The 22,709-nt window shown below is 48.2% G+C and carries 24 protein-coding genes; 3 read left to right on the plus strand and 21 right to left on the minus strand.

What is annotated here, in order from left to right; genetic code table 11:
- Nucleotides 1-29 precede the first annotated feature (29 nt).
- Nucleotides 30-1,010 carry an alpha/beta fold hydrolase gene (locus HF638_RS03400; RefSeq protein WP_169478882.1) on the plus strand — a complete coding sequence of 327 codons (981 nt, stop codon included), beginning with the start codon at nt 30-32 and terminating at the stop codon, nt 1,008-1,010.
- Nucleotides 1,011-1,141: 131 nt separating this feature from the next.
- On the opposite strand, the gene odhB is transcribed toward HF638_RS03400, so the two are convergent.
- The 6 genes from odhB to HF638_RS03430 form a co-directional block, all read right to left on the minus strand.
- On the minus strand, nt 1,142-2,413 hold the full coding sequence (gene odhB / locus HF638_RS03405) for a 2-oxoglutarate dehydrogenase complex dihydrolipoyllysine-residue succinyltransferase (RefSeq protein WP_169478883.1): 1,272 nt from the start codon (nt 2,411-2,413) through the stop codon (nt 1,142-1,144).
- Nucleotides 2,414-2,418: 5 nt separating this feature from the next.
- Entirely contained in the window at nt 2,419-5,292 is a 2,874-nt protein-coding gene (locus HF638_RS03410) for a 2-oxoglutarate dehydrogenase E1 component (RefSeq protein ID WP_169478884.1), read from the minus strand.
- 633 nt (nt 5,293-5,925) lie between these two features.
- Nucleotides 5,926-6,360: an NUDIX domain-containing protein gene (locus tag HF638_RS03415; RefSeq protein ID WP_169478885.1), complete on the minus strand. Its 435-nt coding sequence runs from the start codon at nt 6,358-6,360 to the stop codon at nt 5,926-5,928.
- 53 nt (nt 6,361-6,413) lie between these two features.
- On the minus strand, nt 6,414-6,899 hold the full coding sequence (locus HF638_RS03420) for a GNAT family N-acetyltransferase (protein WP_062833408.1): 486 nt from the start codon (nt 6,897-6,899) through the stop codon (nt 6,414-6,416).
- 291 nt (nt 6,900-7,190) lie between these two features.
- Complete coding sequence (locus tag HF638_RS03425) at nt 7,191-7,700, minus strand: 8-oxo-dGTP diphosphatase (RefSeq protein WP_169478886.1); 510 nt, start codon at nt 7,698-7,700, stop codon at nt 7,191-7,193.
- A 230-nt stretch (nt 7,701-7,930) separates the two neighbouring features.
- A complete protein-coding gene (locus tag HF638_RS03430) occupies nt 7,931-8,719 on the minus strand; it encodes a DUF3891 family protein (protein WP_169478887.1) in 789 nt (262 codons plus the stop codon).
- A 194-nt stretch (nt 8,720-8,913) separates the two neighbouring features.
- On the opposite strand from HF638_RS03430, the gene coaA reads away from it, so the two are divergent.
- Entirely contained in the window at nt 8,914-9,843 is a 930-nt protein-coding gene (gene coaA, locus HF638_RS03435) for a type I pantothenate kinase (RefSeq protein ID WP_169478888.1), read from the plus strand.
- A gap of 70 nt (nt 9,844-9,913) precedes the next feature.
- Nucleotides 9,914-10,276, plus strand: coding sequence for a DUF423 domain-containing protein (locus HF638_RS03440; RefSeq protein ID WP_169478889.1), 363 nt, complete (start codon nt 9,914-9,916; stop codon nt 10,274-10,276).
- Nucleotides 10,277-10,345: 69 nt separating this feature from the next.
- On the opposite strand, the gene HF638_RS03445 is transcribed toward HF638_RS03440, so the two are convergent.
- The 15 genes from HF638_RS03445 to HF638_RS03515 form a co-directional block, all read right to left on the minus strand.
- Nucleotides 10,346-10,897: a histidine phosphatase family protein gene (locus HF638_RS03445; RefSeq protein ID WP_169478890.1), complete on the minus strand. Its 552-nt coding sequence runs from the start codon at nt 10,895-10,897 to the stop codon at nt 10,346-10,348.
- 25 nt (nt 10,898-10,922) lie between these two features.
- Nucleotides 10,923-11,705: a glutamate racemase gene (gene murI, locus HF638_RS03450; RefSeq protein ID WP_169478891.1), complete on the minus strand. Its 783-nt coding sequence runs from the start codon at nt 11,703-11,705 to the stop codon at nt 10,923-10,925.
- A 79-nt stretch (nt 11,706-11,784) separates the two neighbouring features.
- Nucleotides 11,785-12,171, minus strand: a complete 387-nt coding sequence (locus HF638_RS03455; protein WP_169478892.1) for a hypothetical protein — start codon at nt 12,169-12,171, stop codon at nt 11,785-11,787.
- A gap of 67 nt (nt 12,172-12,238) precedes the next feature.
- Nucleotides 12,239-12,709, minus strand: a complete 471-nt coding sequence (locus tag HF638_RS03460; protein WP_169478893.1) for a GNAT family N-acetyltransferase — start codon at nt 12,707-12,709, stop codon at nt 12,239-12,241.
- On the minus strand, nt 12,709-13,425 hold the full coding sequence (locus HF638_RS03465; RefSeq protein WP_169478894.1) for a GNAT family N-acetyltransferase: 717 nt from the start codon (nt 13,423-13,425) through the stop codon (nt 12,709-12,711). Before HF638_RS03465 ends, HF638_RS03460 begins: the two co-directional genes overlap by 1 nt.
- A gap of 2 nt (nt 13,426-13,427) precedes the next feature.
- Entirely contained in the window at nt 13,428-13,799 is a 372-nt protein-coding gene (locus HF638_RS03470; RefSeq protein WP_348982061.1) for a hypothetical protein, read from the minus strand.
- 89 nt (nt 13,800-13,888) lie between these two features.
- Nucleotides 13,889-14,773, minus strand: a complete 885-nt coding sequence (locus HF638_RS03475) for a serine/threonine-protein kinase (protein ID WP_169478895.1) — start codon at nt 14,771-14,773, stop codon at nt 13,889-13,891.
- The gene (locus tag HF638_RS03480; RefSeq protein ID WP_169478896.1) at nt 14,770-15,348 is read right to left on the minus strand and encodes a GNAT family N-acetyltransferase; all 579 of its coding nucleotides are present in this window, start codon (nt 15,346-15,348) and stop codon (nt 14,770-14,772) included. Before HF638_RS03480 ends, HF638_RS03475 begins: the two co-directional genes overlap by 4 nt.
- Nucleotides 15,345-15,926 (minus strand): DJ-1/PfpI family protein, encoded by a 582-nt coding sequence (locus HF638_RS03485; RefSeq protein WP_169478897.1) that lies wholly within the window; start codon nt 15,924-15,926, stop codon nt 15,345-15,347. Before HF638_RS03485 ends, HF638_RS03480 begins: the two co-directional genes overlap by 4 nt.
- A gap of 213 nt (nt 15,927-16,139) precedes the next feature.
- Entirely contained in the window at nt 16,140-17,060 is a 921-nt protein-coding gene (locus HF638_RS03490) for an SDR family oxidoreductase (RefSeq protein ID WP_348982062.1), read from the minus strand.
- A gap of 67 nt (nt 17,061-17,127) precedes the next feature.
- Nucleotides 17,128-18,456 (minus strand): F390 synthetase-related protein, encoded by a 1,329-nt coding sequence (locus HF638_RS03495; protein ID WP_169478898.1) that lies wholly within the window; start codon nt 18,454-18,456, stop codon nt 17,128-17,130.
- The gene (locus HF638_RS03500; protein WP_169478899.1) at nt 18,453-19,313 is read right to left on the minus strand and encodes an MBL fold metallo-hydrolase; all 861 of its coding nucleotides are present in this window, start codon (nt 19,311-19,313) and stop codon (nt 18,453-18,455) included. The genes HF638_RS03495 and HF638_RS03500 overlap by 4 nt, the downstream gene beginning before the upstream one ends.
- The gene (locus tag HF638_RS03505; protein ID WP_169478900.1) at nt 19,307-20,302 is read right to left on the minus strand and encodes an NAD-dependent epimerase/dehydratase family protein; all 996 of its coding nucleotides are present in this window, start codon (nt 20,300-20,302) and stop codon (nt 19,307-19,309) included. Before HF638_RS03505 ends, HF638_RS03500 begins: the two co-directional genes overlap by 7 nt.
- Nucleotides 20,299-21,591 carry an ATP-grasp domain-containing protein gene (locus tag HF638_RS03510; RefSeq protein ID WP_169478901.1) on the minus strand — a complete coding sequence of 431 codons (1,293 nt, stop codon included), beginning with the start codon at nt 21,589-21,591 and terminating at the stop codon, nt 20,299-20,301. The genes HF638_RS03505 and HF638_RS03510 overlap by 4 nt, the downstream gene beginning before the upstream one ends.
- Nucleotides 21,581-22,582 (minus strand): beta-ketoacyl-ACP synthase III, encoded by a 1,002-nt coding sequence (locus HF638_RS03515; protein ID WP_169478902.1) that lies wholly within the window; start codon nt 22,580-22,582, stop codon nt 21,581-21,583. The genes HF638_RS03510 and HF638_RS03515 overlap by 11 nt, the downstream gene beginning before the upstream one ends.
- Nucleotides 22,583-22,709: the final 127 nt, after the last annotated feature.

Below are 22,709 nucleotides of genomic sequence, written 5' to 3' on the forward strand. Positions count from 1 at the left end.
TGTAACCTGTGAAGGAGGAATTACACGAGATGCAGGATTCTACCTTTGCCTTGGTCGGTAGTGAAGGTACCCGTATTCATGTGTACCGCTGGCTTCCCGATCCGGAATGCAACGTTAAGGGCGTCGTGCAAATCGCACATGGTATGGGTGAGACTGCGGCCCGATACGCCGAATTTGCTGACACTCTCACCAGACACGGTTACGCGGTCTATGCCAATGACCATCGGGGTCATGGCAAAACCGTGGAGAGTGCCAGCTTGCTCGGTAATGCTGGTATCGATGCCTTCCGCTGGATGGCGAGTGATATGATCAATCTGGGCGAAGTAGCCGCCAAGGAAAACCCTGGGGTGCCTCTGTTTCTAATGGGGCACAGTATGGGCTCGTTCTTGGTACAGCATCTCATGTACGCTGGTCATGAACGGTACCATGCCTTTATTTTATCCGGGACCAATGGCAGACGTGGTCTTCTCCGGGTTGGAGAGAAACTGGCCTTCTTGCAGTGTGGCATTCAGGGGGCTACTCATCCCAGCATGCTGCTTAATGCGATTGTATTCGGTGGATTTAACCGCTCTTTCCGCCCTGCGACAACTCCGTTTGACTGGTTGTCCCGGGACACGCAAGAGGTTCAACGGTTTATTGATGATCCCATGTGCGGAGCGGTCTGTACAGCAGGATTCTTCCGCGATTTCTTCAAATTGCTGCTTGAAGTTCATCTTCCACACAATATGGAGCGTATACCGAAACATAAACCCGTATATCTGTTCTCCGGTGAGAAGGACCCTGTTGGACTTCATGGCAAAGGCGTTCTTAATCTGGTCTCTCAGTATAAGAAGTTTCATCTTGAGAATATTGAGTACCACCTGTATCCAGGTGGACGCCATGAAATGCTGCATGAGACGAACCGAACAGAAGTGGCCCAGCACGTTGTGAGCTGGCTAGAGCGGAATACACCTGACTCTAGTGAACATGACGTTGCAATGAGCCCTGCTGAGATGGCTGACTCTGTATAAATGGTCGAAAAACATATAACCAAGCACAAGAACAAGAAGCCCCTGAATCGGATGTACAGCTCACGCTGCGCTCCATTCAGGGGCTTCTTTGTTAAACAATATGAATAATAGCTATGATCAAACCTTGTGGATTAACCTTCAATTAACAGCGATTCCGGGTCTTCAAGCAGTTCTTTTACGGTCACCAGGAAACGTACAGCTTCACTGCCGTCGATAATCCGGTGATCATAGGACAACGCGATGTACATCATCGGACGATTCTCCATCCGCTCTGCATCAATTGCCACTGGACGAAGCTGAATCTTATGCATCCCTAGAATACCTACTTGAGGTGTATTCAGGATTGGTGTAGATAACAGGGAACCGAATGTTCCACCATTGGTGATGGTGAACGTTCCACCTTGCAGATCAGACAACGCCAGCGTGTTGGAACGAGCTTTGGATGCCAGATCCGCAATGCCCTTCTCGATCTCGGCAAAGCCCAGACGATCAGCATCACGTACAACTGGTACAACCAGTCCTTCCTTCGCAGATACGGCGATGCCGATATCATAATACTTTTTGAGCACAACGTCTTCGCCATCAATCTCTGCATTAATTGTTGGGAATTTTTTCAAAGCTCCCACAACTGCTTTGGTGAAGAAGGACATGAAACCCAGATTGATCTCATGCTTCTCTTTGAACTTGTCCTTACGGCGTTTACGTACATCCATGATGGCAGTCATATCTACTTCATTAAACGTAGTCAACATGGCTGCTGTCTGCTGAGCCTCTACCAGACGTTTGGCAATGGTAGCACGGCGACGAGACATGCGTTGACGCTCCACTGGTTTGGTATAGGTTGAACTTCCCGCTGCCGGAGCACTTGGTGCCGATGGAGCTTTAGTTGCAGGTGGAGCAGCAGGAGCAGGCGCCTGATTACTGTGGCTCTTCACATCATCCTGGTATACCCGTCCAATCGGATCTTTGCTCTGAACCTGATCCAACTCGATACCACGCTCACGTGCAAGTTTACGGGCAGATGGTGAAGCTGTCTTGCCACTCTCGGATGACTCTGGTGCTGCAGCAACAGGTGCCGGTGGTGTTGGAGCTTCAGGTGCAGGAGTAGCGGCCTTTTTCTCTTCAGCTGCTGCCGGTTCGGAAGCGGGTGCACCGCTTCCTCCTCCAGATCCAGCCGAGAGTGTACCGATCGTTTCACCGATCTCTACAGTCTCCCCTTCCTGACGAATGATCTTCTCCAGCACGCCACTTTCTTCTGCGCTGATTTCGATATTTACTTTATCCGTTTCCAGTTCAAGAAGTACGTCACCCTGATTAACGGTATCCCCTTCTTTGACCATCCATCTGGATACAGTTCCCTCAGTTATTGACTCACCCATTGCAGGTACTTTAATTTCACTCACAGCTGTTACCTCCCCAGTGGAATATTATTCTTCGTCGTTTGCTTCAACGCAGATGTAATAATCTGTTGCTGTTCCATACTATGCACAAGTTGATAACCGCTGGAAGGACTTGCATGTTCCGGGCGACCTTCGTATCTAACGGTTGTACCTTCCGGGGCGACTTCACGAAGACGAGGCTCCATGTATGTCCAGGCACCCATGTTTTTGTTTTCTTCCTGCACCCATACCAGCTCTTTTACATTGCTGAAACGTGCGAGTACACGTTTGATCTCTTCTGCCGGGAACGGATAGAGCTGTTCCACGCGAATAATGTGAAGCCATGACCAATCCGCTTTATCTTTTTCAAAAGCATCTTCCAGGTCAATGGCAATCTTGCCACTGCACAAAATAATGCGCTCCACGCGATCCGGCTGTGTACCCAGTCCAGCTTGCTCCAGCACAAGCTCAAACTTGCCTTCGCTGAATTCAACTGCCGGTGAAGCAACACGCGGATTCCGAATGAGACTTTTCGGTGACATCATCACAAGTGGACGAGCATCTTCTGTTTCAGTCAACGAAGCTTGACGACGCAACAAGTGGAAGTACTGGGAAGCACTCGACAAGTTGGCAACCGTCATGTTGTCTTCTGCACAAAGCTGCAGGAAGCGTTCCAGACGAGCACTTGTATGCTCAGGTCCTTGACCCTCATTCGCATGTGGAAGCAACATGACCAGACTGGATTTCTGGGACCACTTGGCGCGACCCGCTGATACAAACTGGTCAAAAATAACCTGTGCACAGTTGGCAAAGTCACCGAATTGGGCTTCCCAGATAACCAGTGTATCTGGTGAATATACGTTATATCCGTATTCGAATCCAACAACGGATTCTTCTGATAACGGACTGTTATAGATTGCAAAGGATGCTTTTGCCTGTGGCAAGTGATGCAATGGGCAGAACTTTGCTCCATTCTCCGAATCATGCAGTACCAGATTCCGATGAGCGAATGTAGCACGCTCGGCATCCTGTCCACTAATCCGAATTGGCTTGCCATCTGCCAGAATGGTTGCGAATGCGAGTGTCTCCGCAAGGCTCCAATCCACTTTTTCCCCTTCATTCAGGGAAGTACTCCGACGCTGCAAAATCCGCTGCAACTTCGGATATACATTGAAATTCTCAGGCCATTTCAGCAGATCGGCATTAATGCTGCGCAAATTCTCCAGTGGTACCGCAGTCGGCGTAATCGTAACGGCTTCCGGCTCGCTGATTTTTCGTTGGTAATATTCATGTACTTCATTTTTCTTCATCTGGTCATAAGCTTCTTTTAATTTGTTCATTACTCCATCACGAATGCTCGCAATAGACGCATCATCGATAACCGATTCTTGCTTCAAGTGATCCTGATACAAGTGGCTTACCGTTGGATGGTTTTTCACCTTGTCATAGACGGTAGGCTGCGTCGTTTCGGGATCATCGGTTTCATTATGGCCGTAACGACGGTAACCGATCAAGTCGATCAGGAAATCCTTTTTGAAACGATTGCGATACTCTGCCGCCATACGAATGGCTGCAATACAAGCTTCCGGATTGTCCGCATTCACGTGTACAATCGGAATTTCGTACCCCTTGGCAAGGTCACTTGCGTAGTACGTTGAACGGGAATCACTGCTATCTGTAGTGAAGCCCAGACGATTGTTGACGATAATATGAATGGTTCCGCCATTCTGATAACCTGGCAGAGCTTTGAAGTTCAGCGTCTCTGCAACGATCCCCTCTCCAGGGAATGCTGCGTCACCATGCATTAAAATAGTTGCTGCCTTCGTTACGTCCTGCTTCGGATATCCAGGGTCACGACGGTCATCCTGAGCCGCACGCGCAAACCCTTGTACAACCGGATTAACGTATTCCAGATGGCTCGGGTTATTCGCCAGAGTAAGGCGAGCCTGCACGGTTTCCCCGTCTTTTACAAAACGGTTGGCACCCATGTGATATTTGACATCCCCCGTCCAACCATAGTTGATTCCGGTCGAACCTTCCGATGGAACCAGGTCTTTGTTCGGAGCATGATGAAATTCAGAGAAAATTTTGCTGTACGGTTTGCCCAAGACATGAGCCAGTACATTCAACCGTCCACGGTGGGCCATCCCCATCAGAATGTGGCTTGATCCGGCTTCTGCCATGATGCGAACAGCTTCATCCAGCATCGGTACAAGCACGTCGTTACCTTCAATGGAGAAACGTTTCTGCCCAACAAATGTTTTGTGAAGGTAATCTTCAAATTGCTCGACTTCAACCAAACGTTCCAGCAATGTCTTACGTTCCTTCGCCGTAAGTGGAGCCGGTGATGTCCGTGATTCCGCACGGCGATTCAGCCATTCGCGCTCTTGAACTTCGTGCACATGACTGAATTCATAGGCCATGGGTCCAGTGTAAATCTGGCGTAAGCGTTGGATTGCATCCCATCCGGTTGCTGTCTGCCCATCTGCACCTTCCCAGATCAGAGAAGCAGGTAAGGCTTTCAGATCTTCTTCGTTTAATTCAAAATGCTGGGGCTCCAGCAAAGATGTATCTGTATCTTCACTGATTCCAAGCGGATCTATATCTGCAGCAAGATGACCATAGGTACGGATATTCCACACCAGCTTCCCCGCTGTAACCGCTTTCTGTAATAATTGAATGTCTACGTTTCCGGAAGCCAATTGGGCGTTGCCGGAATTCGAGGTTGTACGTGCATCCCTGCCAGACATCGGCGGTGCACCCCATTGTTCAAATAGTTCCCGATAGGCCGGTGTAACCGAACCAGGGTCTTGAGTGAATAATTCATATTGTTCCTGTACGTATCCCATATTGGGGCCATAATAACTTTCCCAGGGCTTCTTGTTGCCTTCCACGATCGTCATCGACGTTCCCTCCGTCTTGATTTAGTCATAAGTTTTTGACGGAAATCATTGACTAAGCCGTAATTTGCGTTCGTTCAACATTTTAAGCGAAATTTTTCATGAAGTCCAATAATCGTGCTGTTGGTGGTAGTAACGTTAGTCCGACGCTCCCGTCAAGGTTTGTCTGCGTTTTCAAAATCATAGTAAAACAATGATTGTATATACCGTCGCACAGATGTCGAATACTGTCCTTATCCGTTCGAAGGTTACACCTTCTCCTCTTTTTCAAGTGAAGTCCGTGTTCTAATATCTATTCTATAAACTTTTACGCTCAGGAGCATTTCCTATTTTTAGTTCAATTGATGCATAAATTAGATGAATCGAATAAATCGAGCAATTTGAGCAGAACAACGAACGCTTAATTACATCAAAATAGGCATAGGTTCTCCCATTTTACCTCCTTAATTGAATTGTGGTCCATTATGTTCAAAAACAAACCGTCAAGTTAAACATTAACCAATTGACATCACATTCAACAAATAATTGGGTTTTTCTTCAGGAGACCAACAGAAAAAAGCTGGCCCAGACATAACTATCCGAGCAGCTTCTTTGGATACAGCAAGTTGGAGTCAACAATATAGTTGATGATGCGCATCAAGCTCTACTTTGACTAATCATATACTCTGCAAACGGCGTTAGGGAAAGATTTCTTACCTGCTCCAGTGTAAACCACTCTGCGCCCAATGAATCTTCACCATCGGGTTGCTTTTTGATACGATTCGGCTGACTGGTTGCGGTCAAAACGACATCATACAACATCCCGATGTGGTGCAGCTCTTCCGGCTCACCTTGATGCACCCATTCAAGTAGACTAGACTCCGCAGAACGACTTACCAATTGTAAATGGGTTAGGCCCGTTTCTTCTTCAATCTCACGATGAAGAGCGGTTTCTGGCCGCTCACCAAATTCCAGCCTTCCGCCTGGTAAATCCCATTTCCCTTGATATGCTCCGCGAGCCTTATGAATCAACAGGAATTGGTGCTCCCAAGCGACCAAGCCATATACCCCAATATGCGTATACCGTTGCACTTACATCTCTTCCCCTCGTCTGTAAGATGGTCCTTACTCCCAGCGAATATCTCCTATTTCTTCTCATCCTCTGTAACAGCATCCAGATCTATGGCCATACGAATCATATCTACACAGCGGATGCCATCCTCTATAATCTCTTCCTCATAATGCCTCACAAAGAAGTCGCGATCAACTCCGATAATGCGGAATCCGCAACGTTGGTATAACTTCAATTGATGAAAGCTTGAGTTACCTGTCCCAATCTCGAGAATTCGGCAGCCCAGTCTCCGTGCAGCTTCCATCGCTTCCTTAATCATATGTTTACCTACCCCTTGTCCCTGCAGTTCTTCCTGTACGGCAATATTAACAATCTCCGCAGTCTCCGGACGAGTCTTCAACAATACGAACTCCCCAACCATCTCTCCTTCATACTCGGCAATAAAACAAACACCCCGGCTCAGGTATTCGTCAACAATCGCTTTTGAAGGATCAGCCATCAATAAGAGCTCATACGGTTTCTCTTCTTCCCAGTCCAAAATCCGGAACGACAATTTCATGCCAATCTCCACCTTTTCATCGTACAATATTCATTTACGTCCTGTTTGCAGAAGCCTATGTATGGCGAATCTACAAATATACTATTCTTCGTTCCAACAAACTAGTTCACTCAATCTATTAACCACTTTCTGCTCCGGATTGATTTTGATAATGTCACTCGTCATCTCCCATAAAAAAAGTAAACTTCATTATATCATAATATCTGGATATAAATATATAGATAGGGATGATACAATATGATCCATCATGTACTGGAAATTTTACATGCTGTATCCAACCTTTCTATCAGCTTATCTAACTTCACTATGTTCAAGAACCGAATCGCTATACACCATAAATGTCTCTTGCAGGGTACGTCCTGATGACTTCTCCCAGATCACACTCCGCTCAAAGGTACCCGCCTGGAAAAAACGCGGGATACGTTCAGCAAACCAATCCTGCATAGGTAACTCGAACACCTGCTTCACAGGCACCCATAACAGTTCGCCTTCGGGAGGATCTTGCAATAACTCGCCTTCAAATGAAGTTGCCAAATAGTTGAATACCATGTATCGCAATCCTTGTTCGGGATCACAGAACTCATCAAGTCCTTTATACGTAATCTCATTCACCGTTAGCCCCGTCTCCTCCAAAACCTCTCGCACGGCACCGTCCACGATACTCTCTGGAAAATCCACCTTCCCCCCAGGAGCGATATATCCCGGAAATCCTTTGCGATCCGGCCGATTCATTAGCAGCACATGATCATTCATTTTGTCCCATACCATACACATCGTTAATATCTCTATTCTGGTATTCATATTCGTCCTCCCGCTAACATGCGCTTCTCTGCTGTACACTAACATTTCTGGGAATAACCTGTGTTTTCCTTCTTTATTCCCACGCTGATTCATTGGTATTTTCATCGATCTCGAAGTGTAGTCCATGATGATATATATGCATACGAAAGGCGGACGCCCTGTACATCAGAAGCCCGCCTGTTTTGTGATATTCTATGCTGTGCATTCCTCAAGCTCGGATGTTCGAGTTCTCACTTCAATTCCGTAATCAACACCCGGCGTTCCTTCCACTCCGCCCGGCGATAAGCCTGCTGCATACCAAATTTGCGGATACTTGCCTTCGGTACCGATTTGTAAGGCAAAACAACCGTAAAGTCCTCATCAAACGGGAAAAAAGACAGCCCTACTTTCTCATTGGATAACCACTCTGCCTGAATCGGTTGTCTGGAACACGCATCAAACGTACAACTGAGGCCTTCTGCAAAAAAATCATAACGCGCAGCAGGTGTTCCCGGTTCCTCCATACAGAGAAACAGACTGAGCTGATCACAGAATAACATGATTTCCACATCGCTTTGCAGCCTTCGTTTCAATGCTTCAGCATCACCACCAAGCTGGTTCTCCCAACTCAACTGATGTTCCAATTCTTCATTCAGATAATCTCGGATGTCCTCATCATCCTGAGCATTGGCCCCCAGATTTTTCTGAAATAGCTCCGTATACATCAAGCTACACAGTAACCCGGCGTAAAGGTTTTTCTGCCGAACTTCTTCAATGCCTTTATGGTAGAATACAAAACGCGGACGTAGCGGAAAATCACGAAACGAATACGGCGATTGACTGTAATCATTCCAGAACGGAGATGAATCCAGTTCGATCCAGCCACGGTCATGTTCTCTCGACGCCAGGATTAAATCATCCCGATGCGCAGCATCGGCAAGCAATTCATTTTTCCAGTGGGAAGCCATCTCTCCGGCTACTACTCCATGCTCATGCTGTGCGGTCAAAACAAAATCATGCTCTCTCTCATATACGATCATTTGCTGTCACCCTTCCGCATGGTATACGTTGACTTTAACATAAATTGGGTTAAACTTTCCTATAAGTTGCTTTTCACTCCATTTTGACGAAAGGCATTATGGAATGCACAATGTAAAGGTGTTGTCAGTTTCCTGAAATTTGGTACACTAAGGGTTGTGTCCACGATCATATTACATACAGAAAGCGGGATCTCATGAATTCATACTCTCCTTACATCGAGTTTAACCGCAAGGAATGGGCTGAACTTAAAGAACATCAGACCACTCTTCCACTGACGGAAGCCGAATTAGAACAGTTAAAGGGATTGAATGAAGAGGTATCGATTCAAGAAGTCGAAGATATATATCTGCCTCTTACCCACTTTATTGACTTATATGCAAGAGTTTCACGAGAACTGAATCGACTGACGGCCTCCTTTATGAAAAAAGAAGCTCTCCCCACCCCCTACATCATTGGAATCGGGGGAAGTGTTGCCGTGGGCAAAAGTACAGCGGCCCGCTTGCTCCAGGCACTGCTCGCCAGAGGCAAGAATAGCCCAAAGGTTGACCTGGTCACAACCGACGGTTTCTTATATCCCAATGCCGTGCTGCAAGAGAAGGGCATCATGAACCGCAAGGGATTCCCGGAAAGCTATGATATCAAATCCCTGATTAAATTCATGGGCGATGTGAAATCAGGCAAACCCGAAGTGAAAGCACCGGTCTATTCTCACCTCGCCTACGATGTCATTCAAGGGGAAGAGAAGCAGATCTGTCAACCGGATATTCTCATTATTGAAGGTATCAATGTGCTCCAGATCAAAAAGGAAACGCCTTTGCTGGTCAGTGATTTCTTTGATTTCTCCATCTACATCGATGCGGAAGAAGAACATATAAGACATTGGTACGTTGAGCGTTTCAAGCTGCTACGCAATACAGCGTTTCAGAACACGGATTCCTTTTTCCATCAACGATTCGCCAATATTGATGAAGAAGAAACCGTGCGTACAGCCAACCAGATCTGGCAGGATATCAATGCCAAAAACCTGCATGAAAACATTTTGCCAACCAAAGGACGTGCCAGGCTGATTCTGAAAAAGGAAGCCGATCACTCCATTGGGCAGATTCAATTGCGCAAACTCTAAACAACACTCATGCAGTACGAGTACACCTTGATGTTGTATCTAATTACCCTTAAAAGGAGTGAAAAACACATTGCAAACCCTGATTATCCTCGGCAGTATTATGATGTTTCTGGCTGTCGCTTTGGGTGCTTTTGGAGCACACGCGCTCAAGCGTAAATTATCCGCTGACATGATCAAAATCTACGAAACCGGTGTTCAGTATCATATCGCCCACGGACTTGGAATCATCCTGATCGGACTGCTCGCAGACCGCCTCGAATCCTCTTCACTCGTCATGCTTGCCGGATGGCTGTTGTTCGCCGGGATCATCCTGTTCTCGGGTAGCCTGTACGCTTTAAGTGTAACGGGTGTTCGCAAATTGGGAGCCATTACCCCACTTGGCGGAGTCACATTTTTGGCTGGATGGGTTATGATCATTATTGCTGCACTATAAATACGCCCAATGGATAAACGAAAAGAGTGTTCTGGCTGATATACTATCGCTGGAGCACTCTTTTGCTGTTCAATCTGTCCAAATTCTGCGAATGGTGGGTAGCCCTGTATCTGGCCGTTGTCGCTCCAACACATACACATCCGGGTTAGACAGTTTGGTCCACTCTCCATAACCAAAGGATGGTTCATACTCACGAATAAGTAGTGATAACAGGTTTCCATGAGTAACCACGGTCCCGTGCTGTTCCGGTCTGCTCCACAACTCTTCTAGGAGTGCCATCCCTCTTGCAGCGGCGGTTCTGGATGATTCCCCACCTTCTTCCACCCAGTCCACATCATCGTATGTACGTTTCAGCACATCCATCCAGTTAGGCAGATTAACGGAGCTAAGTATCCTCTCCTGGAGACGTTCATCCGTATGTATATGTTGCAGCGTTGCTATGCCCAGTGGCATAGCCGTCTGAATGGCCCTTTTCCATGGACTGGAGACAATATACGTTATGGAATGATGAGCCAAGATATTGGCAAGTTTTTCGGCCTGCCTGAGCCCTTCATCTGTAAGCTCTGCATGGGGTTCCTGCCCCGTGGCCTTGGCGTGACGGATAAGATAAATGGACTGCAACGGCTATCACCTCCTATGGTGTAACCTACATGGAACTCTTCTCAAGATATTGAAGTGCACTGTACATCTTCTCCTGCTCTTCCGGTCGGCCTGATGAACTGAGGAAGGTAACTTGTTCCCCTCTTCTGCCTTCAGGCTGAGCCACCAGTCCAAGACGCTGCTTCAGGTGGTTCACCGTGCCTGTACTGCCATCAATAATCTGTATATGATCTGGCAGAACCGTGCGCAGAATGGACGTATAGAATGGATAATGCGTGCAGCCAAGCACCACTGTGCCATACCCTTGAAGATCGAGATCTGCCAGCTTGAACCTGAAATAATCAGTGATTTTGCTCGGATCAAAGTCTAGCTGTTCGCACCACTCCACAAGTTCCGGCAGCGCAATGGAATCCACACTGTGGTGATCATCAACACGCGATACCAGTTCGTTATACTTGGTTTGGCTCAAGGTGAGGGCCGTAGCAAATACAAGCACTCTCTTCCCACTGTCACGATTCATCTCTACGGCTGGTTTCACCGCAGGCTCCATGCCAATGATCGGAATATCGTACTTGGCGCGCAGATCCTTAACAGCCAGACTGGTTGCTGTATTACAAGCAATCACGATTGCTTGAACATCCTCCTGAACGATGGCTTCCACACAATCAAAAATATGTCCTCTAACCTCATCCGCAGACTTGGTTCCATACGGGACATGCAAGGTATCCGCATAATACAGAAACTGTTCTTCCGGAAACTGTTGTAATGCCTTATGCAAAACGGTTAAACCACCGATGCCTGAATCAAAAAAAGCAATTTTCTTAGTCAAGGATTTCACCTCTATAATGTATTCTTTCGGGTTCCAGGAACCTCTCAATGCTGCTCATGCTGACTGGAGGTGAGGTTTGTTATTCTACGTTCATTTTATACTGCCTGAGCCAGTCCTTGCCACTATGCCACGCCTCAACAGGGTTATGCTCTCCAAGCAGTTCAGTACTTGCCTGAGCCATAATCCATTCCTTGAGACCATTATCCGGACTGGATTCGAGCTGCTGTAGCAGCAGATGCAATCCTTCCTCACCCGTATTCAAAATGTCATCGTAAACCTCCCGGTTACCAGCAATATAATCATTGGGATTGCTGCTGGTCAGGAGGACAGGGTCGCTAACCATCTGCTGCAGGTTGCTTTCAATGGTTGCTGATAATGCTTGGTCTTCTGTCCGAGTCGAACATGCTACTACCGTCAATGCTGTGCATACGGATAACAAACCCAGAATCAGTCTTCTGCGATTCACTGTACCCCTCCTTTCAACAATGAGTTAAGACAACCGATTCGTCTTTCATGCTCAAGCCCACGGCCAACTACAGAACAAGTTCCCATTGTTCTTCGGTAAGCTCCTGGCCTGACAACATCTGCTTGCGGACTTCCTTCACTTCAAAGCCCAAAGATTGATATAATCTGCGTGCTCCATCCAAAGACTCGTTGGTCCACAGGATAATAGATGTGTAGCCCTTTTCTTTTGCAAAAAGAACTGCCTGTTCGATAAGCTGTCCGCCCCATCCTGCACCACGTGCTTCCGGTTCGATCAGGAACCAGCGTAGTTGAGCCGTATTATCATTCACTTGAGTAAGACCTATGGAGCCTGAAGCTGAATGATTCAGCTCAACGATCCACAACATCTCCCTCGAGTGATTGCCCGTAAGTCCAAACAAATTCACCGCATTCGTAATAAATTCAGCAAAGCTATCATCATAATTATACTCTTTTCGATAAATACGGATATGCGCTTCAATGACATATTGCAGGTCCTTTTGTACGAAAGTGCGGATCATTAGAGGTCACAGCCCTTGCTCGAATTCAGAGTTGTGATGCTGAAATCCACACCGAACTGAATTAGTCCCAGTTTACGGGCAACATGCTGTGAAGCGAGATTATCCCAGGATGTACTGTAGATCGGCATGCGTCCACGCTCCTTAACATCATACTGCCAGCACTTTACGGTCTCCGCTGCATATCCATGTCCTCTATAATCGGGTGCCGTATACAGGCTCGCCTCTACACCATGAATGGAGACCCTTGCGGAGCAGCACACTGCCACAGCTGAACCCTCAATAGCATAAGCGGCAACAGGGCTTTTTTCATGCAAGTGTTCCGTTAATTCCGGAAAATGCTCCGCCAGCAAATAACGTTGCTCATGACCAATTAACTGAACCTTCAGATCCCACTCATCTGATGTTTCAGGAAAAGCATAGGCGGGTCCCATCCATACATGGTTAACTGGCTCAAAGGTTTCCACCTTTCGAATCAGTTTCGGAATATCCAATGGAAGCTCGCTATCCTTACCCAACTCACCCATTAGATTCGGCGGTAACTGCTCATGGTAATAGGTCAGTGAACCGGCAGAAGTCATGCCGATAAAAATGGCTGGAGCCTGCCCACCACCCGGTTCGTTAATGCTTAGGAGGCGCTGTTGCTCGTTGATCGTATATAAAGTATTCGCTTGTATTTTCAACATTTCGATAGGTGACAGGTTCGATTCTGGAAGCATAACTAAGAAGTTAACCTTTGCAATAATCGTTCGCCTACACTGCCTTTACCAGCTTCCTGCTGCTCAAGAAATTCGGATAATTGACGTAAATCAGCCGGGCGATATCCAGCCCCGCACCCGCAATTATGATAGGTAAAACCATGACGATACAGCATCATGACTTTGGTCCATTGCTTGGTATCATTTTGCTTAGGTGCCTGGAAATCCTGACCCATGCTAACCATAGATGCGGCACATTGCGGGCACTTATATTCAAGCTTTGCAGCCACTACAGGACTCAGATCATATCTGGAAACTTGTTTAAATGATTTGCCACAGTTGAAACATGCATAGATGTCTTTATATGGTCCTGACAAGGCATATCTGCACATCATCTGCACCCCCTTAATAATTTCCATTATACGGGATTTCACACGCACATACGAATGGATTTTGCATATTTGCGAAAATTCCACCCACTCACTCATTGACCTTGCATCGCAGCTTCTTTCCAGGCCTCACCAAGTTCCGCAATCGTTGCGTACCGCTCGGACCGCTCGTCGCTCACTGCACGTTTCACAACCTGATACAATGCTTCTCCGGCATCCCATCTGAAATAGGAACGATCTTTCTCCCCGCCAAGCAACCCGAACGCCATTGCCCCCATATTGAATACATTGGTAACCACATCTATGGGCGCGCCTAGCTCAAACTCTTCGGGAGACATAAAGCGGGAAGATCCCCACATGCGCCCCATGGTATTGGTAAAAGAGCCCTTCCGATACAGATCGATATCACAAATTTTCATCGCGTGTTTGTCAAAATCATAGATCAGACTGCCATCATACAAATCAACAGCCACATAACCTCTTCGTTCCACCTCGATATGAAAATCCAGAATCTGTTCCATCGCCCGAATGCGTATCTCCACTGGAAGCTGTCTGAACCGATAATAGGGCGAACGCAGATCTTCATATTTGGCCGGAGGCGGAAAATACCAATGGGAGTGCAGACACTCGCCATCCACCCAGTCGAAGACACAGGCATAGCCATCATCTGTTGCAAAATGATCCGTTAGTCGAATCAACGTGTCATGCGCCAAATCTTCATAAACGGAAACAGATGATTTCAGATTAAGAATGGCTTCCTGGGGACTTCCCGTATGATTCGCATGAATTGTATGTGCTCCCGCATACTTTACGAACAATTTCTTTCCATCCTGTTGCACAATACCGAAGGAGAGATTCCCTGAATCCTGCTGATCGAATACGCGAAAGACCGTACCCAAGGGCCGTAACCAATCGAAAGAATGAGACTCTTTTAAGACAAAGGAAACACCATCGATCTCATGTTCAACATGATCTGTCATAGGGCTCCTCCTGTTGTGATATCATCATCCAATGTTGAACGCTCCGTATAAAAGTAATTCATATGCGCCTCATCATATCCCTGACCATGGACTTCCAATGCGTTTCGCTCAATGCCGTATACTTCAAATCCATGTTGTTCGTATAAACGTCTGGCTGATTCATTCGTTGTAACTACACTCAGATTAATCTGCTTGATGCCCTCCAGATGTCTTCCCCGATCCAGCACCTCGCGGAGCAAGCGCGAAGCCAGCCCACTTCCCCGATATTGCGGAGCTACATAGACGCCCCAGATCATGCCTTTGTGCCTGAGCTTCAGGCCATGTTCCCTTTTGAAACCCATCATTCCCGCCAGTGTTCCTTCTGCTGTGTATGCCCCGAGAATATAATCATCGGGCTCATTATGTATGCGTTCCTGCACTTCATTCATGGGGATCTGAATGGACAATTCAAACGAAGCCCCGAAGGCTTCAGGATGTGTTTTCAATGCTTCCAGTCGCAAAGGCCAGTAGATGTCTGCTTCATCCCGCTGAATATTACGAATGATATATGTCTCTTGCTTTCCATACTCGTTCATTCTTCGACCACTCCCTGCATCTCATAAGGATAATCGATCTGAAGTTTTACATTCGCTGCCGCTTCCTGTCCTGCAAGCAACCCAACAACATAAATCCCCAGATCAATGGACGTGGCTACTCCACCGGCTGTAATTACATTTCCATCTTTTACAATCCGCTTCTGAATTACCTCAGTGACATACGGCTCAAGCAAATCATATGCACCGGGATGTGTTGTTGCTTTTCTACCGGATAAAAAACCAGCCGCACCCAGCAGCAGAGAGCCTGTGCACACCGAAACCTTCAAAGGCACAGACTCAGCCTGTTTCAGCCAACCTACGAAGGCCTCGTCATATCGAAGCTTGCGCGTTCCCATGCCCCCGGGGATAAACACGAGATCATACTCCGACAGGTCAGGCTTCACTCGATCCACCTTCAGCGTTAAACCAGACTCATCCGTGACCTGATCTGTCATGGCACAGGTTTCCCACGTCGTTCCTTTGGTGGGTTCAAAGAAATTCAACCGATTGATCACATCATAAAATCCTGCAAAATCAAGGAAAGTCAGCCCATCAAACAAAACGAATGCCATTTTCATTGGTAACCTCCGCGTTTTAATTTGGTGCATCCTGATTATGTTTCTGATTCCGATCCCGGTCCATTGCTTCCTTCACCCGGTCACGCACTGGCAACTTGCTATTGATATGAAAGAGCAGACCCACAATCGCAAGAAGTAAAATAATGACGATGAATTCGAATATGGCTTATCCCTCCCAATCGGAATTATGCAATCGTATCTCCTGCCTAATCGCTATTTTAAGCTACGGGCGATGATCCGCTCCAGCCACTTCCAGGGTAGCAACGCTTTGCCAATGATGAGCACACGCGAACCTTTTCCCAGCGCATATCGAAGCCTCGGTGCACGCATCCGCGCAATTCGGCCGATCAGATCTGCCACTTCCTGTGGGTCAGGTGCAGTCTCACTCGCATGTTTGGAATAACGAAGAACCGCATCCAACTTATGCTTATACGGAGAGTCCTCGCTCCGGTGAATCTCACCCAAACCTTTATTCCAGATCGGTGTGCGATAAGAGCCAGGCTCAACTAATACCACCCGAACACCGAACGAAGACATCTCATGACGCAAACTTTCCGTAAATCCTTCCACAGCGAATTTGGAGGCAGCATAGGGCGCATACCCTGGGAAACCGGACAACCCGCTGACGCTGGACAAGTTAATAATCAGCCCCTGCTCTTGTTCACGCATCACAGGCAAGACCGCACGTGTCACAGCGATTAATCCAAACAAATTCGTTTCCATCTGGCGCCGCCAATCCTCCATCGATACTTCCTCAATGAACCCGCCCACCGCAAATCCCGCATTGTTCACCAGCATGTCGATTCGACCATTATTGTGAAGTACGGTCCCCACAGCTTTCTGCACCGATTCAGTATCGGTCACGTCCAGTTGCACATATTGCAAACGTTCGGTTATCCCCGCCTGTTCAGCCAGTTTCACCAATTCTTCTCTTCGACTCAGATCACGCATTGTAGCAACAACGCGATACCCCTGCTTGGCAAGGGTGATTGCCGTAAGCATACCAAAACCACTGGAGGTACCCGTAATTAAGGCAACCGGAGCGTTATCTCTCTCCTTTGTCTTACTCACTGAATCAAGACCCGTGTTAATTCGTCCTTGCTCGTCCTCTGTTAAGTGTTCATCAGCTGTCACGGTGTGTCCTTCTTTCCTTGGTAAATTACTTACTTCCGTTCCTACCATACCGCACGGCCCCTATTGCTTAATCCGCCACTCCGTTATGCCGTCTCTCAACTCTGCGTAGCTTTGTAATTCCCGGTTCAAACGTATATGGAACGAATCTGACCTCAGGCAAAGTACACTCCAGACGCTCTCCCAGCTTCATTAGTTCCAACAGTACATTGGTCTCAACCTGAGCCATTACTGCGTTCCCGCCAAGCCGAAGGGATACTTCCATTGATCCGTCCCCCTGCTGCACCACACGATAATGTTCAATATCCGGCGAAGCCGCAATGACCGAACGAGTGACGAAATCAGGAAAGACCGGTACCGCCTCACCCGTATGCAGTTGTGAAAAATAAAGCGTGTCATCACAGCGGCCTTCAATCCGCTCAATGGCGGTAAACGGGGAACCACAGGCACACGGCAGCGCCGCCTCGGTCAGAATATCATTCAGCCGATACCGGATGATCGGCTGTGATGTTCTGGAGAAGTCCGTAATAATGGGCACGAACCGCCGGGTGGCGGGATCAATGAACTCTTTTTCAATATGAACGATGTCTTCATTCAAATGCAGTGTGCCATAGCGACAGGTCGCACCCAAGAACCCTTCTGTACACTGATAGACTTGATGAACGGTCTGTCCGAAGACCTTCTCCAACACCTTGCGATCCAGGGGGTCCAGCACCTCGGCAACAGAGATGATTTTATCTGGTACAGCGGTCAAGTGGCCCGCCACATAAGCGTCCGCCAACAAACGCAGCATGGATGGAGGAGCCACCCACACGGTAGGTTGGTAGGTTTCCAGCCGTTTCACCAAGGTCTCCACACGCTCCAGCAGATCAAAGTACTGAAACTGCAATTTGCCACGCTGCACCGATTCATACAGATTACTGTTAGCCCGCAGGAAAAACGCAATCTTTGCAGGTTTCCACAGTCCACCAGGCAGCAACTTAGCTAGTACCGTACCCGTCCACGCATCCTGCTCGCGATCACTCACCAGAAATATCCCCCGGTTCCCTGACGTGCCCGAAGACAGTCCAACCGTCACGCCTTGAATGGAAGGTTTGAAGTCACGTGTTTCTTCACTTTCGCCTGCAAGAGCCAGCGCTTCGTCCTTGGTAATGCCCACCGTGTTCAGTGTATCGAAGTGCTCCATCATGATCGATTTGTCAATCAACGGAAATCTTCTCCAGTCGGATGCGTTCAAGCTACCCCACCACTTCCGGTAAAATGGAGATCGGGCACGGATCTGATGAACATGCCGAATAATCCGGCGCTCTTGCCAGCGCTCCAGTTGTTCTCGCGTTTTCCATGTTCGCAGCCCACGTGCGAGCGCATAATGAACCACAATGCGAAGGGTATTGCTCATCGTTTCAGCCCTCCTGTACCCCAAGCGTCCAGTACATCTCGACAATGACTCGGCACAATCCGAATGTGGGGAAACTGCTGATGCAGCTGGACCAACTTGTCAAAGTTACGGTGGTATTCCTGTCGATTCGACATAATGATTCCAGCAAGAATATTCGGTCTGCGCTGTTCACGAAAAGCCCGACTCGACCATACCGCGTCCGCGCAGAGAAAATAGTCATGTTCTTCTGTACGCAACAGCAGTCCCATCATGCCTTCCGCATGACCGGATACATCCACCCCAAGCAGACTGCCATCACCAAAGATGTCGTAGACCTCATCAAAAGGGAAAGCTTCCCCCGCTCTTGTCCATCGCTCAGGCTCACACGTAACTGGCAATGATCTGGCCATAAAATCCTCGGGCAACAACCCAGCAAGAAAACCTGCTTTTACAGCCGCAATCGGACCAAGTGAGCGCACAGCATCATAGGCCCTTGGCAGATAGATAAATTGTGCCTCCGGGAAATCTCGTACACCCGCGATATGATCGCCGTGAAAATGAGAGAGGATGATATACCGAATATCGGAAGCTTTCAGTCCAAGCCCAGCCAGAAAATGAACGGCACTATCCTCTTCACGATAGACCACAGGTGTAATATGACGATACAGTGCGTTGGGCAGACGAGCCGTTTCTTCAAATAAGCGGGAGCTATATCCCGTATCCAACAGGATCGGTCCATGTACGGGATGAATGATGCAAGCAAATCCTGCCGGGAAAGGTACTGTACTCAATCGACCACCACGCAGCGTCAGAAACTCTGGATGTGTACAGTAACCCGCCGCACCCAAATATATTTTCACCGGAGTTGTTGTCAGCATGATTCAGCCCTCCACCAGTCTGCAAATTGTTGTAATCCCTCTTCAATGGACACCCGAGGGATGTACCCCAATTGCTCCCGTGCATCCGTAATATCCAACGTCTGTGGGATGGATAAGGAGCCGACTGTATACCGTGTTAACGCAGGCTCACCCAACGCAGGAATATAGCCATGAACTCGCTCCAGCAACGCTGCCACACCATATGCCATCCGATAAGGAATGTTTCGACGACGCAAGGGCATATCTAGCATGCCAAACAGGCTGCTCACCAACTCACTGAACTCCCTTGGATCGCCATTGGAGATATTGTAAGCTCTTCCGAGCGCTTCGTCAGAGGCATCGCGACACAATAATAGGGCATCCACCACATTATCCACACATGTCAGATCGATTAATGCCTGTCCACCACCGATCATGGGCACGCCTGATTTTGCGTTTGCTGCGACAATTCTGGGAAATAACGTCTGATCATACGGACCAAAGATCGCTCGCGGTCGAATCATGATCGACGGAAGTCCCTTCGCATGCCCCTCCATTACAACCTGCTCAGCGAGAAGCTTCGTAGCTGCATAATGATTGGCTGGTTTGGATGGCAACGGATCATTCTCATGTACGTTATATCGCGGATTGTAATTAAAATATATACTCGGAGTTGAGACATGTATGAATCGCTGTACTTCATTATGCAGGCATACATCTACAAGATTCTGCGTCCCTTCCACATTGCTGCTATAAAAGTCACGATATCGGCCCCATGGCGAAGATAGAGCTGCACAGTGAAACACCACATCCTGTCCCGTACACGCTTCGTTCACTGCAGCCTCATCCCGTATATCTCCATTCAGGAATCGGATTCCTGCCAACTCAAGTTCTGCACCAACCTTTGGCTGTCGGCCCATGCCAGTGACTTCCCATCCGTCTTTGGCAAGCCGCATCGCGAGGTGCCTTCCCAGACATCCCGTAGCTCCTGTAACCAATGCTCTATTCATTGTTGTTCACCGTTCCATTCTATGTCATGAGTCAAAGCTTCAGTCAGCGAGCACTTCTGCGATCTTGCGAGTCGCCATGCGGCCAGCACCACTCCGAATTGTTCCATTAAAGGTTGAAGATCCTGTCGTGCATAGACCACATCTCTAGCTCCACGCCACGTAGCTATCCATTTACGGAGCTTCCCTTTACCGAAGATCTGCTGCACTCCGTTTCCCAGCATGGGAAGCATGAGCATGGCTTTGCTGCCCTGTGCCGGCATGATCATTTTTCTTTCTTTGATTAATGTCTCAGGTTCAGTCAGTGCACGTACCAAGTCACCTCCGGGGTGAAACAGATGAATCCCACTCGTTGCCCTCGGATTACACTCAATTGCGTACACTCGCCCATTCTGACCTTCTATAAAATCAAACCCAATCTGTCCGCTAAACCCCGTTGCCTCAACAAATTGTCTCACCCACGCAAGGGAACCCTCATGTTCCACCTGTTCAAAAAAAACACTCGCTCCCACGCTACCTGTACGATAGCGGCTGTCGTAAGTGGAATGCGCAACCAGATGCCCTTCATGCGCTATGCTGTATGTACATAACATCTGACCAGGAATGAATGCCTGTGCAACCCAAGGTGAAATAGAGGATAATTCCCCTTCGTCCGGAGGGTCGTTACGGATATGTCGACGGCTCTTTTGGCTTACGTTTCCTTCCTGATCCGTCCCTGCCCCAGCGTCATCGGTCATGAGTGTTGGCATGCGAACTTTTGCTGCGAAGCGGGAATACACCGGTTTCCATACCCAATCCCCCATCGTTTCCAGAACAGACTGAGCTTCCATCCATTCCTGCCGACTGTTGATTAGACGCGTATCCGGAACCGCAAGACCGAGTGACCCTGCAAGCTGGATAAAGTTATATTTATGGTGCAGCTCATGCAGCTGCTCCAGTGAAGAAACCAGAACACGACAGTATGAACGCAGACTGTCTGCCCCTTGAGCCACGTAGAAAACTTCTTCACACATCGGAATTAACAGGTCAATCTGCCAATCCTGAACCAACCGTTCCAGCTCCGCCAGATACGCACGTGTGTCATGACGTGGTGATGGGACCACAGCACACTGTTCCACTGCACTGGATGATTTGGTCAGATGCCGTACGGCACTCTCCGCAACATAGACCCGATGGCCTGCCCGATGAAGCATGCGTGCCAGATCGAGCGTTACGGGGGCCCTTCCGCCTGTAAGCAGTACACGGAGAGAAGCAGATGTGCGATGTCCGGTTTCCCCAGATCTAGTAGTCAAAAATGAGTCCTCCCAATGATAATCCGGCAGCCGTGCCAATCATCAACACCCGATCTCCACGCTGAATACGCTGTTGTCTAATCGCTTCATGCAGACCCATCGGGATCGATGCTGCAATCGTATTGCCGTGATTTCGTGTGATGTCCATAAATCGATCTTCAGCAATGCCAAGCTTCTTGCGGATCAGTCTCATCGCCATGGCACTCCCCTGATGAGGAATAACCAATTGGAAATCCTCCATCCGATTCCCGGTCGCCTGCAACATATCGCTGATGAATCCGGGCAGAAGTCTGGAAGCCATGCGGAAGATGGCCTGTCCATCCATATGAAAAAGATAGGGCTCCGGCTGATCTGCCTTATAATTCGAAGCATGCAACCGTGTACCTCCACCTGCAATCTCCGAGAAGCGGGCACCTCGGCTGTAGGTTTGAAGGGAAGCATGTACAATCTGAGAGGATGACCCTTCAGGCGAACGCTCAATAATAACAGCGGCCGCTCCATCTCCGAACAGGGCCGCACTCTCTTTATCTGACCAATTCAGTCCGGCCGAGGCAATCTCGGTGGCTACGAGCAGTACTCGCCGGTAACGTCCGGCATCTACCATATAGGAGATCACATCGAGTCCGTTCAGGAAACTCAGGCAGGTTGCATCCATATCAAAAGCAGGTACGCCAGAATCTTGCTGACCCATGGCCTGCTGGATAAATACCGCCGTACTTGGCAACGGTTGTTCCTTCGTGCCACTGGTACACACCAGACAGTCGATATCCCCGAATTCCAGTCCTGCATCCGCCAGTGCAGCTTCGGCAGCCCGCGCGCCCATGAAGGAGGAGGTTTCTTCACCCGAAGCATAATGTCGCACACCTACGCCTGTTGCTTTGCTGACCCAGCCGGCAGGCACGCCCAAGCGGCGATCCAGTTCCTCATCGGTGACTTCCTTTTCAGGCAGGTACTTCCCTGTTCCCGCGATCCTTACTCTTCTAAGTTGCATTTCCCCAACCTCTTTCTGTTCATCTGACTGATTAATATGAAATTTACACTCCACCTTGAATGGCGAAACCCCATCAAATAGAAGCTTTGAAATATATAATAAAAGGGCAGATGCCTCTGCCCTTCCT

The sequence above is a fragment of the Paenibacillus sp. SZ31 genome (genome assembly GCF_012912005.1).
Taxonomy (GTDB): domain Bacteria; phylum Bacillota; class Bacilli; order Paenibacillales; family Paenibacillaceae; genus Paenibacillus.

What these genes read in the sequence shown, in the direction of transcription:
- HF638_RS03400 (WP_169478882.1), top strand. Translation starts at nt 30, where the DNA reads ATGCAGGATTCTACCTTTGCCTTGGTCGGTAGTGAAGGTACCCGTATT.
- HF638_RS03410 (WP_169478884.1), bottom strand. Translation starts at nt 5,292, where the DNA reads ATGACGATCGTGGAAGGCAACAAGAAGCCCTGGGAAAGTTATTATGGC.
- HF638_RS03420 (WP_062833408.1), bottom strand. Translation starts at nt 6,899, where the DNA reads ATGAAATTGTCGTTCCGGATTTTGGACTGGGAAGAAGAGAAACCGTAT.
- HF638_RS03425 (WP_169478886.1), bottom strand. Translation starts at nt 7,700, where the DNA reads ATGAATACCAGAATAGAGATATTAACGATGTGTATGGTATGGGACAAA.
- HF638_RS03430 (WP_169478887.1), bottom strand. Translation starts at nt 8,719, where the DNA reads ATGATCGTATATGAGAGAGAGCATGATTTTGTTTTGACCGCACAGCAT.
- coaA (WP_169478888.1), top strand. Translation starts at nt 8,914, where the DNA reads ATGAATTCATACTCTCCTTACATCGAGTTTAACCGCAAGGAATGGGCT.
- HF638_RS03460 (WP_169478893.1), bottom strand. Translation starts at nt 12,709, where the DNA reads ATGATCCGCACTTTCGTACAAAAGGACCTGCAATATGTCATTGAAGCG.
- HF638_RS03465 (WP_169478894.1), bottom strand. Translation starts at nt 13,425, where the DNA reads ATGCTTCCAGAATCGAACCTGTCACCTATCGAAATGTTGAAAATACAA.
- HF638_RS03470 (WP_348982061.1), bottom strand. Translation starts at nt 13,799, where the DNA reads ATGATGTGCAGATATGCCTTGTCAGGACCATATAAAGACATCTATGCA.
- HF638_RS03475 (WP_169478895.1), bottom strand. Translation starts at nt 14,773, where the DNA reads ATGACAGATCATGTTGAACATGAGATCGATGGTGTTTCCTTTGTCTTA.
- HF638_RS03480 (WP_169478896.1), bottom strand. Translation starts at nt 15,348, where the DNA reads ATGAACGAGTATGGAAAGCAAGAGACATATATCATTCGTAATATTCAG.
- HF638_RS03485 (WP_169478897.1), bottom strand. Translation starts at nt 15,926, where the DNA reads ATGAAAATGGCATTCGTTTTGTTTGATGGGCTGACTTTCCTTGATTTT.
- HF638_RS03495 (WP_169478898.1), bottom strand. Translation starts at nt 18,456, where the DNA reads ATGAGCAATACCCTTCGCATTGTGGTTCATTATGCGCTCGCACGTGGG.
- HF638_RS03500 (WP_169478899.1), bottom strand. Translation starts at nt 19,313, where the DNA reads ATGCTGACAACAACTCCGGTGAAAATATATTTGGGTGCGGCGGGTTAC.
- HF638_RS03505 (WP_169478900.1), bottom strand. Translation starts at nt 20,302, where the DNA reads ATGAATAGAGCATTGGTTACAGGAGCTACGGGATGTCTGGGAAGGCAC.
- HF638_RS03515 (WP_169478902.1), bottom strand. Translation starts at nt 22,582, where the DNA reads ATGCAACTTAGAAGAGTAAGGATCGCGGGAACAGGGAAGTACCTGCCT.